Annotated in this window: 12 protein-coding genes and 1 riboswitch; of the genes, 4 read left to right on the top strand and 8 right to left on the bottom strand. The window is 62.8% G+C overall.

Features of this window, described 5'->3' with window-relative positions:
- Positions 1-70: 70 nt before the first annotated feature.
- Positions 71-853, top strand: coding sequence for an alpha/beta fold hydrolase (locus ACK9YZ_RS08445; protein WP_216758038.1), 783 nt, complete (start codon positions 71-73; stop codon positions 851-853).
- 53 nt (positions 854-906) lie between these two features.
- Here ACK9YZ_RS08445 and ACK9YZ_RS08450 read toward each other — a convergent pair whose 3' ends face one another.
- The gene (locus ACK9YZ_RS08450) at positions 907-2,817 is read right to left on the bottom strand and encodes a DEAD/DEAH box helicase (protein WP_216758039.1); all 1,911 of its coding nucleotides are present in this window, start codon (positions 2,815-2,817) and stop codon (positions 907-909) included.
- Positions 2,818-2,916: 99 nt separating this feature from the next.
- On the bottom strand, positions 2,917-3,978 hold the full coding sequence (locus ACK9YZ_RS08455; RefSeq protein ID WP_416066257.1) for an adenylate/guanylate cyclase domain-containing protein: 1,062 nt from the start codon (positions 3,976-3,978) through the stop codon (positions 2,917-2,919).
- Positions 3,979-3,981: 3 nt separating this feature from the next.
- A riboswitch (Fluoride riboswitch) is annotated at positions 3,982-4,065 on the top strand.
- 315 nt (positions 4,066-4,380) lie between these two features.
- Between ACK9YZ_RS08455 and ACK9YZ_RS08460 the strand changes: the two genes are divergently transcribed.
- Entirely contained in the window at positions 4,381-4,788 is a 408-nt protein-coding gene (locus ACK9YZ_RS08460; RefSeq protein WP_253958282.1) for a hypothetical protein, read from the top strand.
- On the opposite strand, the gene ACK9YZ_RS08465 is transcribed toward ACK9YZ_RS08460, so the two are convergent.
- Both ACK9YZ_RS08465 and ACK9YZ_RS08470 read right to left on the bottom strand, forming a co-directional pair.
- Positions 4,782-5,300, bottom strand: a complete 519-nt coding sequence (locus ACK9YZ_RS08465; RefSeq protein ID WP_416066833.1) for a FecR domain-containing protein — start codon at positions 5,298-5,300, stop codon at positions 4,782-4,784. The genes ACK9YZ_RS08460 and ACK9YZ_RS08465 overlap by 7 nt on opposite strands.
- Before the next feature lie 126 nt (positions 5,301-5,426).
- On the bottom strand, positions 5,427-6,566 hold the full coding sequence (locus ACK9YZ_RS08470) for a citrate synthase family protein (protein ID WP_416066258.1): 1,140 nt from the start codon (positions 6,564-6,566) through the stop codon (positions 5,427-5,429).
- An 84-nt stretch (positions 6,567-6,650) separates the two neighbouring features.
- Here ACK9YZ_RS08470 and ACK9YZ_RS08475 point away from each other — a divergent pair, with 84 nt between their 5' ends.
- Positions 6,651-7,739: a citrate synthase/methylcitrate synthase gene (locus tag ACK9YZ_RS08475; RefSeq protein ID WP_416066259.1), complete on the top strand. Its 1,089-nt coding sequence runs from the start codon at positions 6,651-6,653 to the stop codon at positions 7,737-7,739.
- Between the two features lie 46 nt (positions 7,740-7,785).
- Here ACK9YZ_RS08475 and ACK9YZ_RS08480 read toward each other — a convergent pair whose 3' ends face one another.
- The 4 genes from ACK9YZ_RS08480 to ACK9YZ_RS08495 all read right to left on the bottom strand — a co-directional run bounded on the left by ACK9YZ_RS08480 (position 7,786) and on the right by ACK9YZ_RS08495 (position 11,971).
- On the bottom strand, positions 7,786-9,414 hold the full coding sequence (locus tag ACK9YZ_RS08480; protein ID WP_007816571.1) for a CTP synthase: 1,629 nt from the start codon (positions 9,412-9,414) through the stop codon (positions 7,786-7,788).
- A 143-nt stretch (positions 9,415-9,557) separates the two neighbouring features.
- Complete coding sequence (secG, locus tag ACK9YZ_RS08485; protein ID WP_416066260.1) at positions 9,558-10,091, bottom strand: preprotein translocase subunit SecG; 534 nt, start codon at positions 10,089-10,091, stop codon at positions 9,558-9,560.
- A gap of 108 nt (positions 10,092-10,199) precedes the next feature.
- Positions 10,200-10,970 (bottom strand): triose-phosphate isomerase, encoded by a 771-nt coding sequence (tpiA, locus tag ACK9YZ_RS08490; RefSeq protein ID WP_416066261.1) that lies wholly within the window; start codon positions 10,968-10,970, stop codon positions 10,200-10,202.
- A gap of 116 nt (positions 10,971-11,086) precedes the next feature.
- On the bottom strand, positions 11,087-11,971 hold the full coding sequence (locus ACK9YZ_RS08495) for an alpha/beta hydrolase (RefSeq protein WP_416066262.1): 885 nt from the start codon (positions 11,969-11,971) through the stop codon (positions 11,087-11,089).
- 205 nt (positions 11,972-12,176) lie between these two features.
- On the opposite strand from ACK9YZ_RS08495, the gene parE reads away from it, so the two are divergent.
- Positions 12,177-14,264, top strand: a complete 2,088-nt coding sequence (gene parE, locus ACK9YZ_RS08500; RefSeq protein WP_416066263.1) for a DNA topoisomerase IV subunit B — start codon at positions 12,177-12,179, stop codon at positions 14,262-14,264.
- The last annotated feature ends 141 nt before the right edge of the window (positions 14,265-14,405 follow it).

A 14,405-nucleotide genomic window follows, 5' to 3' on the forward strand; every position in this document is an offset into this window, starting at 1 on the left:
GGCGTAACTTTGCTCCAGCGATCCCTTGGGGACATCGCCCCCCTTTTCCTAGAAGCCGGAGGACTCCATTATGCAACCGATCACCAGACGCTCATTCTCGGCCGCGCTTGTTGCAGGGGCCGCACTCAGCATGTTTCCGGCTGCCGGCCGGGCCGCCACCGTCGTCAAGGCGAAGAATGTCGTTCTCGTCCATGGCGCCTATGCCGATGCATCCTGCTGGCTGGATGTCATCCCTCATCTCCAGGCCGCTGGCCTCAATGTCATGGCCGTGCAGAACCCCCTCACTTCCTTTGCTGACGATGTCGAAGCCACCAAGCGTATCCTGGCGCTGATGGACGGCCCGACTGTGCTCGCCGGCCACTCCTATTCCGGCATGCTCGTCACCGAAGCCGGTGTCGATCCGAAGGTGACGGCACTCGTCTATATCGCTGCCCGCGCGCCTGACGCCGGCGAGGATTATACCGCGCTCGCCAAGCAGTATCCAACGCCGCCTGCCAGCGCCGGCCTCGTTCACGCCGCCGGTTATGCCCAGTTGAGTGAGGAGGCTTTCGTAAGGGATTTCGCCGGCGATCTGCCGGTTGCCCGCGCCAAGGCGCTCTATGCCGTGCAGGGCCGCATTTCAGATACGCTGTTCACTGCCAAGACAACAGTCGCTGCCTGGCGCTCCAAGCCATCCTGGTACGCGGTTTCGAAGAATGACCGCACCATCAATCCCGATCTCGAACGCTTCATGGCGAAGCGCATGAACGCGACGACGATCGAACTCGACGCCAGCCACGTTTCGCTGATTTCCCAGCCGCGCGCCGTCGCCGATCTCATCCTCGCAGCAGCCGGTTCCAGCGAACATAGCTGAGACTTTCGCTGCCTACCGGCCGCATCGCCTTACCGGTGCGGTCGGCGACCGCCTCAGCGGTCTTTCTTCTTGGCGAATTTGCCCCTGCCGCCATCGAATTTGGCGCCGTCGGACCTGTTGCCGCCTTCGAACTTGTTCTTGCCGCCTTCGAATTTCGGTTTGGCCGGTTTCTTCGTCCAGGGCTTGTCGTCCTGACGTTCCGCACCTGCGGGCCTGTCCTTGCCGAACTTGCCCTTCGGCTTGTCGCCACGGAACCGATCATCGCCCTGCTCTTCGAAGGACTTCTTCGCATAGGCAGGCTTGGCCGGCTTGCTGAAGTCGGGCGTACCGTTCAGCCTGACGACGCGGATGCCGCGCTCCATCGTCTTGTTCGGGCCGAGAGTGCCGAGGAAACTGTCGGCGCTGTCGGCGGCGATTTCCACGAAGGTCTCGTCCGGCTGCATCTTGATCGCACCGATCTCGCGCTTGGTGAGATTGCCGTTGCGGCAGAGCATCGGGATCAGCCAGCGCGGTTCGGCATTCTGCTTGCGGCCGACGGAGACGGAGAACCAGACACTCGGGCCGAAATCGTCACGCGGTCCCTTCTGCGCCGGCGCGAATTCGCGCGGTTCGCCATTGTCGCGGCGCTTGCGGGCGCGGTCGTCCTGTACTGAAACCTCGATCAGGTCTTCCGGTGCCGACTGGTTGGCGCGATAAAGGCGCACGAAAGCGGCAGCAAGTGCCTCGGCGCCGTGGCTTTCGATGAGCTTCTGCACCAGCCCCTGCTCTTCGTCCTGCGGCTTGTCGGCAAAGATCGGATCGGCGAGCAACCGCTCGTCGTCACGCTCCGTTACTTCCTCGACGGAGGGCGGCCGTGCCCAGGTGGCGGCGATACCGGCATTGTCGAGCAGCCGTTCGGCCTTGCGGCGCACGTTGAGCGGCACGATGAGCGCGCTGACGCCCTTGCGTCCTGCGCGACCCGTTCGGCCGCTGCGATGCAGCAGCGTTTCCGGATTGGTCGGCAGATCGGCATGCACGACGAGGTCGAGGCCCGGCAGGTCGATGCCGCGGGCTGCAACGTCGGTCGCGATGCAGACGCGCGCACGTCCGTCGCGCATCGCCTGCAGCGCATGGCTGCGCTCGTTCTGCGTCAGTTCGCCGGAGAGAGCGACGACATTGAAATTGCGGTTGTGGAACCGGGCCGTCAGGTGATTGACGGCCGCGCGCGTCGAACAAAAGACGATCGCATTGCGCGCCTCGTAGTAGCGCAGCACGTTTATAATAGCGTTTTCGCGGTCAGCAGGTGAAACGACGAGCGCGCGATATTCGATATCGATATGTTGCTTTTCTTCCGCCTGCGTGCTGATGCGCACCGCATTGCGCTGATAGCTCTTCGCGAGCTTGGCGATGGCAGCAGGCACGGTCGCGGAGAACATCAGCGTGCGGCGCTCGTCCGGTGCCGATTCAAGGATGAATTCCAGATCTTCGCGGAAGCCGAGATCGAGCATCTCGTCCGCCTCATCCAGCACCGCCGCCTTGAGTTCGCTCATATCCAGAGCGTTGCGGCGGATGTGGTCGCAGAGACGTCCCGGCGTGCCGACGACGATATGTGCGCCACGCTCCAGCGCTCGACGCTCGCTACGGATATCCATGCCGCCGACACAGCTCGCGATGACGGCGCCTGTCATTTCGTAAAGCCATTCCAGCTCGCGCTTCACTTGCAGCGCCAGTTCGCGCGTCGGCGCGATGACGAGGGCAACCGGAGCAGCGGCGGGGCCAAACCGCTCCGCGCTTCCAAGAAGTGTAGGGGCGAGTGCAAGCCCGAATGCGACGGTCTTGCCCGAGCCGGTCTGTGCGGAAACGAGGGCGTCCGATGTAACGAGCGCCGGATCGAGCATCGCCTTCTGGACGGGGGTGAGCTCGGTATAGCCGCGCTTCTGCAACGCCTTGGCGATCGCCGGAGAGACGCCGTTATAGTCAGTCATTTTATTCGATCTTTCGGAGCTGTCAGGCGCGTAACGCACCGTAGCCGGAATCGTCCGGCCGAAGAGTTGGGCCGTTCCTACTCGCTCCGGCTGCGAATGTCAAAGTGTCTCGCCGCGCCATGTGTAGATGGCGATGCTGCCGGAGCGCCCGCGAAGCTTCGTCTCGAACGGTCCGGTCAACCGCCCCGCCTGCGACGGAACGGCATCCGGACCGGCGGCGTCGAGCAGGCTGGCACTGAGTGCAAGCTCTGCCCCGCGGCTCGCCGCCACCTCCATGAGCCGTTGGGCGACATTAACGGTATCGCCCGTTGCGGTGATCTGCTGGCGGTCGCCGCTGCCGAGACGAGATGCGACGATCGGGCCGCAATGGGCACCGAGCTTGAAGCCTATCTTCCTGCGGCGAAGCTCCGGATGGCCTGCAAGGAAGAGGCGCGTGCGGTCGGCAAGCCTAACGGCGCTGGCTGCTGCCCGCGCCGCATCGTCGGCCGCCGGTTCCGGCAGCCCGAAGAGGATCATGGCGCCGTCGCCCATGAAGCTGGTGATCGCCCCGCCAAGCAGCCGCACTTCCTCGTCGATGAGTTCGAAGAAGCTGCTGAGGATTTCCCGCACTGCGGCCGGTCCGACGGCTTCGCTGAGACCGGTGAAACCCGAAAGGTCGATGAAGACGACGGAAGCATTCTGACGCACCGGCTCGGCCAGAAACGCCGGGTCGCGCGCCAGCCACTCGCCCAGGCCCGGCGCTTCGATGCGTTGCAGCCGCTCGGACTGATCGGCGAAGTGCCGCGCACGGCCGCGGTCGCGCCAGAGTTCTGCGGCACCGAAAATAACTGCGGGTGGGAGGGCGGCCGCAATCGGCAATGCAGCACTCAGCCAGTAGCCGTTCGCGAAGGCTGCAAGGTTGAGCATCGCCCACACAATGACCGCTAGGCTGATGATGACGAAGCCGAGGGCACTGCGGCTCCATGCGACCAGTGCGACGAGAAGAACAGGCAAGGCTATCGCAATGCCGGCATCCGCCTGCCGTGTCCTGCTGTCGCGCACCATGCCATCGCCTGCTATCAGATGCGTGATTGCCGTCGACATGACTTCGACACCCGGCAGGATGGGATCGAACGGCGTGGGGAAGACATCGCCGCCGCCGGTCACGGTCGCGCCGATCACCACTACCTTGCCGGTGATGGCATCCGCCGGCAGCTTGCCATCAAGCGCATCGGCAGCGCTGAAGGTGCTGATGCTGCCTGCGGGACCATAGAAAGTCAGCGGCAGGCGCTGGCCCGTATCCGTTGGAATGCGGCGGGCGCCGAGCCGGATGCCATCCTTTTCGATCAATGGTTCCGCACCGAGCGCAATCGAGGCGACCCGGAGTGGAAAGGCCGCATCCAGACGATCGGCGGCGCGAGAAAACAGCGGAACGAATCGCGGCACGCCGCTCTGGTCCGTCGCCACATTGACGATGCCAAGCGTTGCAGCCTCTGCGAAGCGTGGCTGCGGCAGCAGAAGCTGCTGCGCTTCGGGGACCGCGGCAAGCGGATCTTCCGCGTTTCTCGTCACCGCCTGGAGACTTTGCGGAAAGGTCGCAGCACCGGCGATGATGCTCGGCGTTGCCTTGAGGGCCGTTTCAAGCGCGGCATCGCCCTCCTGCGTACCGGGATCGACAAGCAGGATATCGAGCGCCAGTGCCCTCGGCTTCAATGCTCCGATGGACGTCACGAGCTGCGCAAGCATCTCCCGCTTGAGCGGATAGCCATGCGCTGCGGCTGTACGGTCATCGATTGCGATAATGGAAACGAGACCGGGCGGAGGCCGGACGCCAACGATCGTGCTGCGCAGATCGGCAAGCGTGGCCTCCATCCGCTCCATGAGGCCGGAGTCCGACTGCAGATGAAAATAGCCGAGTACCGCGCCCCACAGACCGGCGAGCAGCAGCGCGAACACGGTCTGGAGGCGATGGTTCATGAGACGACTTATTGACCGAGGCGTGAAAGAAGGGCCGCGACGCGCGGCGCCGGCCACGTGCGGACGGTGAGCGTGGCGGTTCCGCGCGTGACATCCACACCTTCACCCGGTCCAAGTGTGACCGCCGGCCCGGCCGGACGGCGCACGCCGACACGGCCGCGTGTAACCAGCACGGAGGTGGTGCCGTCTTTGACATCAACGGCCCATTGCGTACCGCGGACGGCCGCGATCGCCTGAGGCGTCACGACCTGGAAGCCGCCACGGTGCTGGCTGCTGTCCACGTCGATAAGGGCAGCCTTGCTGCGCAGCGACAAGGAATCCGGGCTGCCGTCGCGATTGCGATCGGTGAGTCTGAAGGATGCCCCGCGTTCGGCGGTGATATTGACGCCGCCCGGACAACGGAAGATCTGGTTGCCGTTTGAAGCGCGCGAAATCGCACAGCCGGCAGACTGGGCATAAGCTGCGCCATCAGGCAGGAGGCAGATGATCAGCACAGCGGAAAACAGGCTGCGGGAGATTGCTGACATGGCTTTCATGATCCGCCCCTCGTGAGCCGCCCGTGCGTCTTCGATTGCGCCGGTCCGCCCATACTAGCTGAATTCGTCGGTTTCCCTATGCAAAAACGTGAGCCTGCGCAAGCCATTCGGAAACACTCAGCGTTCGCCCGGCGAAGGCCCTACATAGCGGGCACGCGGGCGGATCAGATGGCCGCTTTCGATCTGCTCCGTCGCATGCGCCAGCCAGCCGGCCGTGCGCGCCAGCGCAAAGATGATGATTGGTGCTTCCTCAGGCAGGTCGAAGGCTGCTGTCATGGCGGTAAGCGCGAAATCGACATTGACCTTCTCGCCCACCATTTCTTCGCCGGCCATCTGCACATCGCGAAAGACCGGCGGCACGTCGAAAGAGGAGAGCAGCACGCCCGCCCGCACATCGCCATCGGGGTAAAGCGGGTGCCCGAAGGCGACAGGCTTACCTCCCCGTAGCAGCAGGTGGCGGATCGCATGCTCCGCCCCAGCGCCGGATGCTGCCTTGGCAAGGGCATCGACGCTTCGCCATGCCGAACCATGCAATGGTCCTGTTAGCGTTGCGAGACCCGAGAGCACTGCGGCAGAAAGTGCTGCCCCCGTCGAAACCGTGACGCGGACGGCGAAAGCAGAGGCATTGAGCTCATGATCGGCGAGCATGACAAGCGCTCGCTTGAGGCAATCGGCAGCCTCCGGCCTGCCCCAGCATGCAGCAAGACGGTGATGCAGCGGATGATCCGCCGATCCCGGCGCTAGCGCATCGGCGACGGTTGAAAGCACGCTGCACGCTTCCATCTGCAAGGCCGGGCGTGCACGTCCGAGAGACGGTAGATCGGCGCTTACCCGCCCCGCCAGCGCCAGCAGCGCGGCTTGAATGGAAGGCGATGCCGGCCCAGGGGCAGAGGCCGGTACGCAGGCGAAACTCTCCGCATTCCACAGTAGCAGCGCCGTCTCCTCCAACGTCGCATGGGCTGAAAGCTCTGCCGCATCCTGCCCCCGATAGAGCAATCGTCCTGCGGCGATGGTCGAGATTGACGATGTCAGTACCGGATCGCCCCAGCGGATCGCTTCGGCGGCGACCGTCTCGCTCTTGCGCCTGCCGGCGTGGCGCTCGGCAAGCCGTTTGACATCGCTTTCCCGATAGAGGCTGCGGCGTGGATCGGTGGGGTCGGCCTTGGCGCGGATTCGCCCACGGCTGACATTGGCATAAAGCGTCTGCGGCTTGGTGCCGAGTTCGGCCAGCGCTTCCTCCGCTGTCAGCCAGCTCATGTCAGCCTCACATTGATCAATTGCATCAAGATTGACGTCAACTAAAGTAGATCCGATCTTTCATCCGGTAAAGGAGAAAGACTTATGAAAAATGGTTTGGAAGATGTCATCGCCGCTGAAACACAGCTCTCGGATGTCGACGGCGAAGCCGGTCGGCTGATCATCCGCGGCGTATCGCTGGATCATCTGGCAGGAAGCCGCACCTATGAGGATGTCGCCGCCCTGCTGCTGGACGGCCTGATCGAGCCGCATCTCGACGCAAGCGAACTGCGCTGCCGGCTCGGCCAGGCGCGAAGGGAGGTTTTCGCGGAAGTCGAGACTGTCGATACTCGCCTACTGGCGCTGCCGCCGGTCGATGCCATGCGTGCTCTCGTTGCCCGCCTGCCCGACGGCGAGGATATCGATACCGCGCTTCGTCTGCTTGCCGCACCCGCCGTGTTCCTGCCGGCGGTTCTGCGCCTGCAGCGAGGCGAAAAGCCGCTAAAGCCCAATGCGGGCCTCCCACAGTCGGCCGACATCCTGCGCATGCTCTCGGGCGCGGTGCCGAGCGCCGAGCAGACCGCGGCCCTCGACACCTATCTCGTGACGATCTCGGATCATGGCCTGAATGCCTCGACTTTCGCATCGCGCGTCATCGCTTCCACCCGCGCCGGCCTTACCTCCTCGGTGCTGGCGGCGATCAGCGCGCTGAAGGGACCACTGCATGGCGGCGCGCCAGGACCGGTGCTCGATATGCTCGATGGGATCGGCAGCGAGGCCAATGCCGGCCCCTGGCTGCGCTCCGCGCTCGATCGCGGCGAGCGGCTGATGGGCTTCGGCCACCGCGTTTATCGCGTACGCGACCCGCGTGCCGATGCTCTAAAAAATGGGCTGAAGCCGCTCGTTGCCGCAGGCCAGGTCAATGCCGTCAGAATTGCGCTTGCCGAAGCCGTGGAGCAGGCAGCCCTCGCGATCCTGAAGGAACGCAAGCCGGACAGGCCGCTGGATGTGAATGTGGAATTCTATACCGCGCTGCTCTTGGAAAGCCTCGGCTTCCCCCGCGAAGCCTTCACGGGCGTCTTCGCCATCGGCCGCACCGTCGGCTGGATCGCCCATGCCCGCGAACAGGCGCTGGAAGGCCGTCTCATCCGCCCGCGCTCGGTCTATGTCGGACCTCTGCCGGAAGCGGCGTGACATCAAGAAAAGGCCGCTCCCTCGCCTTGGAGGGAGCGGCGGAATTTTAGACCAATCGGCTCTGCTCGGTCGCCGCTTCGATGAAGCTTGCAAAAAGCGGATGCGGGTCAAGCGGGCGGGACTTCAGTTCCGGGTGGTACTGAACGCCAATGAACCAGGGATGATCAGGATATTCGATCGTCTCCGGCAACACGCCATCCGGCGACATGCCCGAGAAGACTAGGCCGCAATTCTCCAGTCGATCCTTGTAGTCGATATTGACTTCGTAGCGGTGGCGATGACGCTCGGAAATGTCGGTCGAGCCGTAGATATCCGAAATCTTCGTACCCTTTTTCAGCGCCGCCTTGTAGGCGCCGAGACGCATCGTGCCGCCGAGATCGCCGGCCGCGGTGCGCTTCTGCAACTCGTTGCCCTTCACCCATTCGGTCATCAGGCCGACGACCGGTTCCGGCGTCGGGCCGAATTCGGTCGATGAGGCGTTTGGAACATCGGCGAGATTGCGGGCAGCTTCGATAACGGCCATCTGCATGCCGAAGCAGATGCCGAAATACGGCACCTTGCGCTCGCGGGCAAAACGCGCCGCATGGATCTTGCCTTCCGAACCGCGCTCGCCGAAGCCGCCCGGTACCAGAATACCGTGGACTTTCTCGAGATACGGCGCCGGATCTTCCTTTTCGAAGACTTCCGACTCGATCCACTCGAGCTTGACCTTGACGCGGTTGGCGATCCCTCCGTGATGCAGCGCTTCGATCAGAGACTTATAGGCATCCTTGAGACCGGTATACTTGCCGACGATCGCAATCGTGACCTCGCCTTCCGGCGTGCGGATACGGTTGCAGACTTCTTCCCACTGGTCGAGACGCGGCTTCGGAGCCGGCTCGATGCCGAAGGCGGCGAGCACTTCGTCGTCGAGGCCTTCCTTGTGATAGGCCATCGGCACGTCGTAGATATTGGCGACGTCGAGCGCCTGGATGACGGCGGACGGACGCACGTTGCAGAACAGCGACAGCTTGCGGCGTTCGGCTTCCGGGATTTCCCGGTCGGCGCGCACCAGAAGGATGTCGGGATGGATGCCGAGCGCCTGCAGTTCCTTGACCGAATGCTGCGTCGGTTTGGTCTTCAGTTCGCCCGCTGCAGGAATGTACGGCATCAGCGTCAGGTGGACGTAAACAGCGGTGCCGCGCGGCAGATCGTTGCCGAGCTGGCGGATCGCTTCCATGAAGGGCATCGCCTCGATATCGCCGACCGTGCCGCCGATTTCGCAGATGACGAAATCATAGTCGTCATTGCCCTCGATGACGAAATCCTTGATCTCGTTGGTGACGTGGGGAATGACCTGAACGGTCGCGCCGAGATAGTCGCCGCGGCGTTCCTTGTCGATGATGTTCTTGTAGATGCGGCCGGTGGTGATGTTGTCGGTCTTGGTCGCCGAACGTCCCGTGAAACGTTCATAGTGGCCGAGATCGAGGTCGGTTTCCGCGCCGTCGTCAGTGACGAAGACTTCGCCGTGCTGGGTCGGGCTCATAGTGCCCGGATCCACGTTCAGGTAGGGGTCGAGTTTGCGAAGCCGCACCCGATAACCACGGGCCTGCAACAACGCTCCGAGAGCCGCGGCCGCAATTCCTTTTCCGAGAGAAGAAACCACGCCGCCAGTGATGAATACGTATCGCGCCATGGGAGTCACCGGATACCTTTTCAAAAACGATTCCACCAGCCCAAAAATTCTTTTCCGGAACTTTTGGTGCGTGGCGCAGGAATCTGAACAAAAGAAAACCGGCAGACCCGAGGGCCTGCCGGCGGTTTATTTTCAGGACCGGCTTATTGTCCCGTGGGGACGCCGGAAGGCTGTGCCGGCGCGGTAGCGGCCGGAGTCTCAGGCTGGGCCGGAGCCGTCGTCGTCGGAGCTGCCGGAGCGGTCGTCGCAGGGGCGCTTGCATCCGGAGCCGGATTTGCGGGTGCTTGCGCTGCAGGAACTGCCGGTGCCGGTGCCGGAGCGGCAGCGCCGCTGTTCGGAATGCCGCTGTTATCGGCAGGCTGAGCCGGAGCCGGGGCATTGCCGCCGAGCGAATCGAGAATGCCGTTGCCCTGGCCGCTCGTTGCCGGAATGCGGTTGAGAATGTCGGTCGGTCGGCCTTCGTAACGGGTCAGGATTCCGAGGCCGAGCGAGGTGAGGAAAAACAGCGTCGCCAGGATCGCCGTCGTGCGTGTCAGCGCATTGGCCGTGCCGCGGGCCGACATGAAGCCCGATCCGCCGCCAATGCCGAGACCGCCGCCTTCGGAGCGCTGGATGAGCACGACGCCGACGAGCGCGAGCACGATCATGAGATGGATGACAATCAATACTGTCTGCATGGGTCCAGTCCTGCCCGTCTGAGGACGGACATAAAGTAAAAATCTGGCGGCTCTTTACATGAGGTCATCAGCTATTCCAAGCCCTTCGGCCAGGAATATGCAATCGCCTCAGGCAAGCAGCGTTTCATATGCGCCGTAGATGGCGAGGAAATCAGTGGCTTTCAAGCTCGCGCCGCCGATAAGCGCGCCGTCCACATTGTCGACGGCGAGCAGTTCGCTGGCATTCGAGGGCTTGACCGAACCGCCATAGAGGATGCGCATGCCCCTGCCCTCTTTGCCGAACCGCAAGACGAGTTCGTCACGGATGAAGGCATGGACGATTTCCACATCCTGTGCGGTCGGCGTCAGCCCGGTACCGATCGCCCAGACCGGCTCATAGGCGATGACGGTATTTTCGGCCGTCGCCTCGTCCGGCAGCGATCCCGAAAGCTGGCGCTTGAGGATATCGAGCGTCTGGTAGGCGTCGCGCTCATCGGCGGTTTCACCGACACAGATGATCGCGGTGATATCGGCCTGATAGGCAGCCTGGGCCTTGGCCCGCACCAGATGATCGGTTTCGGCATGGTTGATGCGTCGTTCCGAATGGCCGACGATCACATAAGTGCCGTAGCAATCCGCAATCATTTCCGCAGATACATCGCCAGTATGGGCGCCGCTCTGCGTCTGGTGGCAATCCTGTGCGCCGATCGCAAGCGGGCTGTCGGTGGCGAGCGCCGTCGCCACGTAGAGCAGCGTTGCCGGCGGGCAGATCAGGGCTTCGACTTTCTCCGAAAGGGGAGTACTGACGCCTTGAGCAATCGCCTTGATCTGGTCCAATGAGGCACGCGTGCCGTTCATCTTCCAGTTCCCCGCCACGAGCGGGCGTACGTCAGGTGTCATGTTGCTCCTCCCAAAATCCGCCTATTCGGCGGCCTTAGCAAAAGCCCGCAGCAAAGGAAAGCGCTGCGGGTGACGTTGGGGCGATATCAGTCTTCCGTAGGGTGAAATCCGCCTTTTCAGGACGCCAGTATCCAGTTCAGCACCCTGCGCCAGTCGATCATGCGGATCGGCGTGCCGTGATTGCCGCTCTCAAACAATGTGAAATGCGTCGGGTATTTTGCCTTGTCGAGCTTTTCGAACAGCGCCTGCTGGTCGGCCGCAGCATAGACGGGATCAAGGCTGCCATGGGCAAACCAGAGCGGCAGCTTCGCCTTGTAGAAAGGGCTCTTTGCAAAATCCGGGTCCGAGACGCCGCTCATGATCAGCATTCCCTTCAGCCGTTTGACACTTTCGGCATCGCGCGCGATCCCCCAGCAGATCTGGCTGCCCATCGAGGCGCAGCTCAGGATGATTGGTCGGCCTGGAGACTGTGCGTTCGCATAGCGGATCAGGCCGGCGATCGCCGTCACCCCATTGGCGTCGAACGTCCGTACGGTCGGCGAATAATAGACGCCGCCATTGCCGGCAGCGAGGTTCTTCAGCCGGTTGAAATTGCCGCCGAAGGAATAGTCGTTGGCACCGAGCCGCCGGTCGCCATCGCGGCCGTGGATGAAGATGACCGTGAAAGCGGCATTCTGTGCTTGTCCCACTCTGGTGACATCCAGCCTGATGCCGTCGAGCGACAGCGTTTCATCCGCCTGCAGCTTCTTCACCCCGAGCGAGACATATTTCTGCTGCACGCGCTTTTCAGGGATCTGGTCACGCCCGTTGATATCGCGCATCTCATCGTATTCGATCACCTCGAACGCGCCATCATCGCCTGTCTGAAGCACGGTCTGCTTCGAAAACAGGTCGTCCTTGTAGGGTGGCAGGGCATCGGCTGCGGCGGTCCCGACGGCGGCGGACAGGAAAAAGGCCGCAATTGCGGTGATTGTAGTGTAATGACTTGTGGACATCGGCATGCAGATGGTTCCCAAAGAGCTGCCGCGACTTGCCATTCGACGCCCGGCAACGCAAATCACATCTTGAAAAGCTCCGCAAATCCGGGGCGCGTCGCGTATCGGGGCGCTTTCTGTCAGAATTCCCCTGATTCGCAAACGCGATGCCGAACGCGACTATTGTGGGCCAGCGGCGGCCCGTCACGAGAATTAAGATCTGAACGGTTCCATGGAAGACAGCAACGACCTTTTTTCCGGAATGCCCCTGTCGTCAAAGCAGGACTCGCAGAAGCAGGAGGAGGCTGCAAAGTCTGCCGCGCCGGCTGCAAAGCCCGCTGCGGCTGCGGCACCCGCCGCCACCCGCCCTGCCCCGGCAACGTCGAACGGCGACGATTACGGCGCATCCTCGATCCGCGTTCTGGAAGGCCTGGAACCAGTGCGCATGCGCCCGGGCATGTATATCGGCGGCACCGACGAGAAGGCGCTGCACCATCTCTTTGCCGAAGTCATCGACAACTCGATGGACGAAGCGGTGGCCGGCCATGCCGATTTCATCGACGTCCACCTCGATGTTGAGGGCTATCTCACCGTTACCGACAACGGTCGCGGTATTCCCGTCGAGAACCATCCGCAGGTTCCCGGCAAGTCGACACTTGAGGTCATCATGACCAAGCTGCATGCCGGCGGTAAATTCGACGGCAAGGCCTATGAAACCTCCGGCGGTCTGCACGGCGTCGGCGTGTCCGTCGTCAACGCTCTGTCAGACGTTCTCGAAGTCGAGGTTGCTCGTAACCGCAAGCTCTATCGTCAGCGCTTCTCGCGCGGCCTGCCGCAGGGCGGGCTCGAGGAGCTCGGCGATGTGCATAACCGCCGCGGCACCAAGGTTCGCTTCCACCCCGACCCGCAGATTTTCGGGGATCACGCGAAGTTCGATGCAGCGCGTGTTTTCCGTATGGCCCGCTCCAAGGCGTATCTCTTCGGCGGCGTCGAAATCCGCTGGAGCTGCGATCCGGGCGTTTTGCCTGAAGGTTCCGACGTGCCCGACAAGGCCGTCTTCCACTTCCCCGGCGGCCTGAAGGATTATCTGCAGGCGACGATGGGCAAGGAGTTCACCGTCACCCGCGAAATCTTCGCCGGCAAGACTGAGAAGGCAAGCGGCCATGGTTCGCTGGAATGGGCGATCACCTGGTATGGCGGCGATCCGCAGGTCCACTCCTATTGCAACACCATCCCGACGCCTGAGGGTGGCACGCATGAGGCCGGTCTGCGCATTGCGCTGACCAAGGGCCTGAAAAGTTATGCCGAGCTGACGCAGAACAAGCGCGCCGCACAGATCACCACCGATGACGTGATGATCTCGGCCGTCGGCATGCTGTCGATTTTCGTCCGCGAGCCGGAATTCGTCGGCCAGACCAAGGATCGCCTGGCGACCGTCGAAGCCCAGCGACTCGTCGAAAACGCGCTGCGCGATCCTTTCGACCACTATCTCGCCGACAATCCGAACGAGGCCGAGAAGCTTCTCGACTGGGTGATCGAGCGCGCCGAAGAGCGCCTGCGTCGCCGCAAAGAGAAGGAAGTCAACCGGAAGACCGCGGTTCGCAAGCTGCGCCTGCCGGGCAAGCTCGCCGACTGCTCGCAGAACACCGCCGAAGGAGCCGAACTCTTCCTGGTCGAGGGTGACTCGGCAGGTGGCTCCGCCAAGCAGGCGCGCAATCGCGCCAATCAGGCGATCCTGCCGCTGCGCGGCAAGATCCTCAACGTCGCCAGCGCCGGCCGCGAAAAGCTCGGCGCCAACCAGCAGATCTCCGATCTCGTCCAGGCGCTCGGCTGCGGCACACGCTCGAAATACCGCGAAGAGGATCTGCGCTACGAACGCGTCATCGTCATGACCGATGCCGACGTGGACGGTGCACACATTGCCTCGCTGCTCATCACCTTCTTCTATCAGGAAATGCCGGAGCTGGTCCGGGGCGGCCACCTCTTCCTCGCCGTGCCGCCGCTCTACAAGATCACCCAAGGGGCAAAATCCGCCTATGCCCGCGACGACGATCACCGCGCCGAGCTGATGGAGACGGAGTTCAAAGGCAAGGCCAAGATCGAGATCAGCCGCTTCAAGGGGCTTGGCGAAATGCTGCCCGCCCAGCTCAAGGAAACCACCATGGATCCGTCCAAGCGCACGCTGCTGCGGGTGCTGATCGACGAGGTGGATTTCGAGGGAACGCGCAATGCCGTCGACGACCTGATGGGAACCAAGGCCGAAGCCCGCTTCCGCTTCATTCAGGAGCGTGCGGCTTTCGCCGAAGACCTGGATATTTAAGCCGCAGCGAATTCATCGAACTGACGAAGAACCGTTACGCTTCCGTCAAATTACCGGCGCAATAGAACGGCCGGCGCTCTGTCCTCCCGCGAGGGCACTGCAGCGCCGGCCGTTTTGTCTCAACCCTTTGCCGGATATTTG

This window comes from Rhizobium sp. ZK1, assembly GCF_047782645.1.
Lineage (GTDB): Bacteria > Pseudomonadota > Alphaproteobacteria > Rhizobiales > Rhizobiaceae > Rhizobium.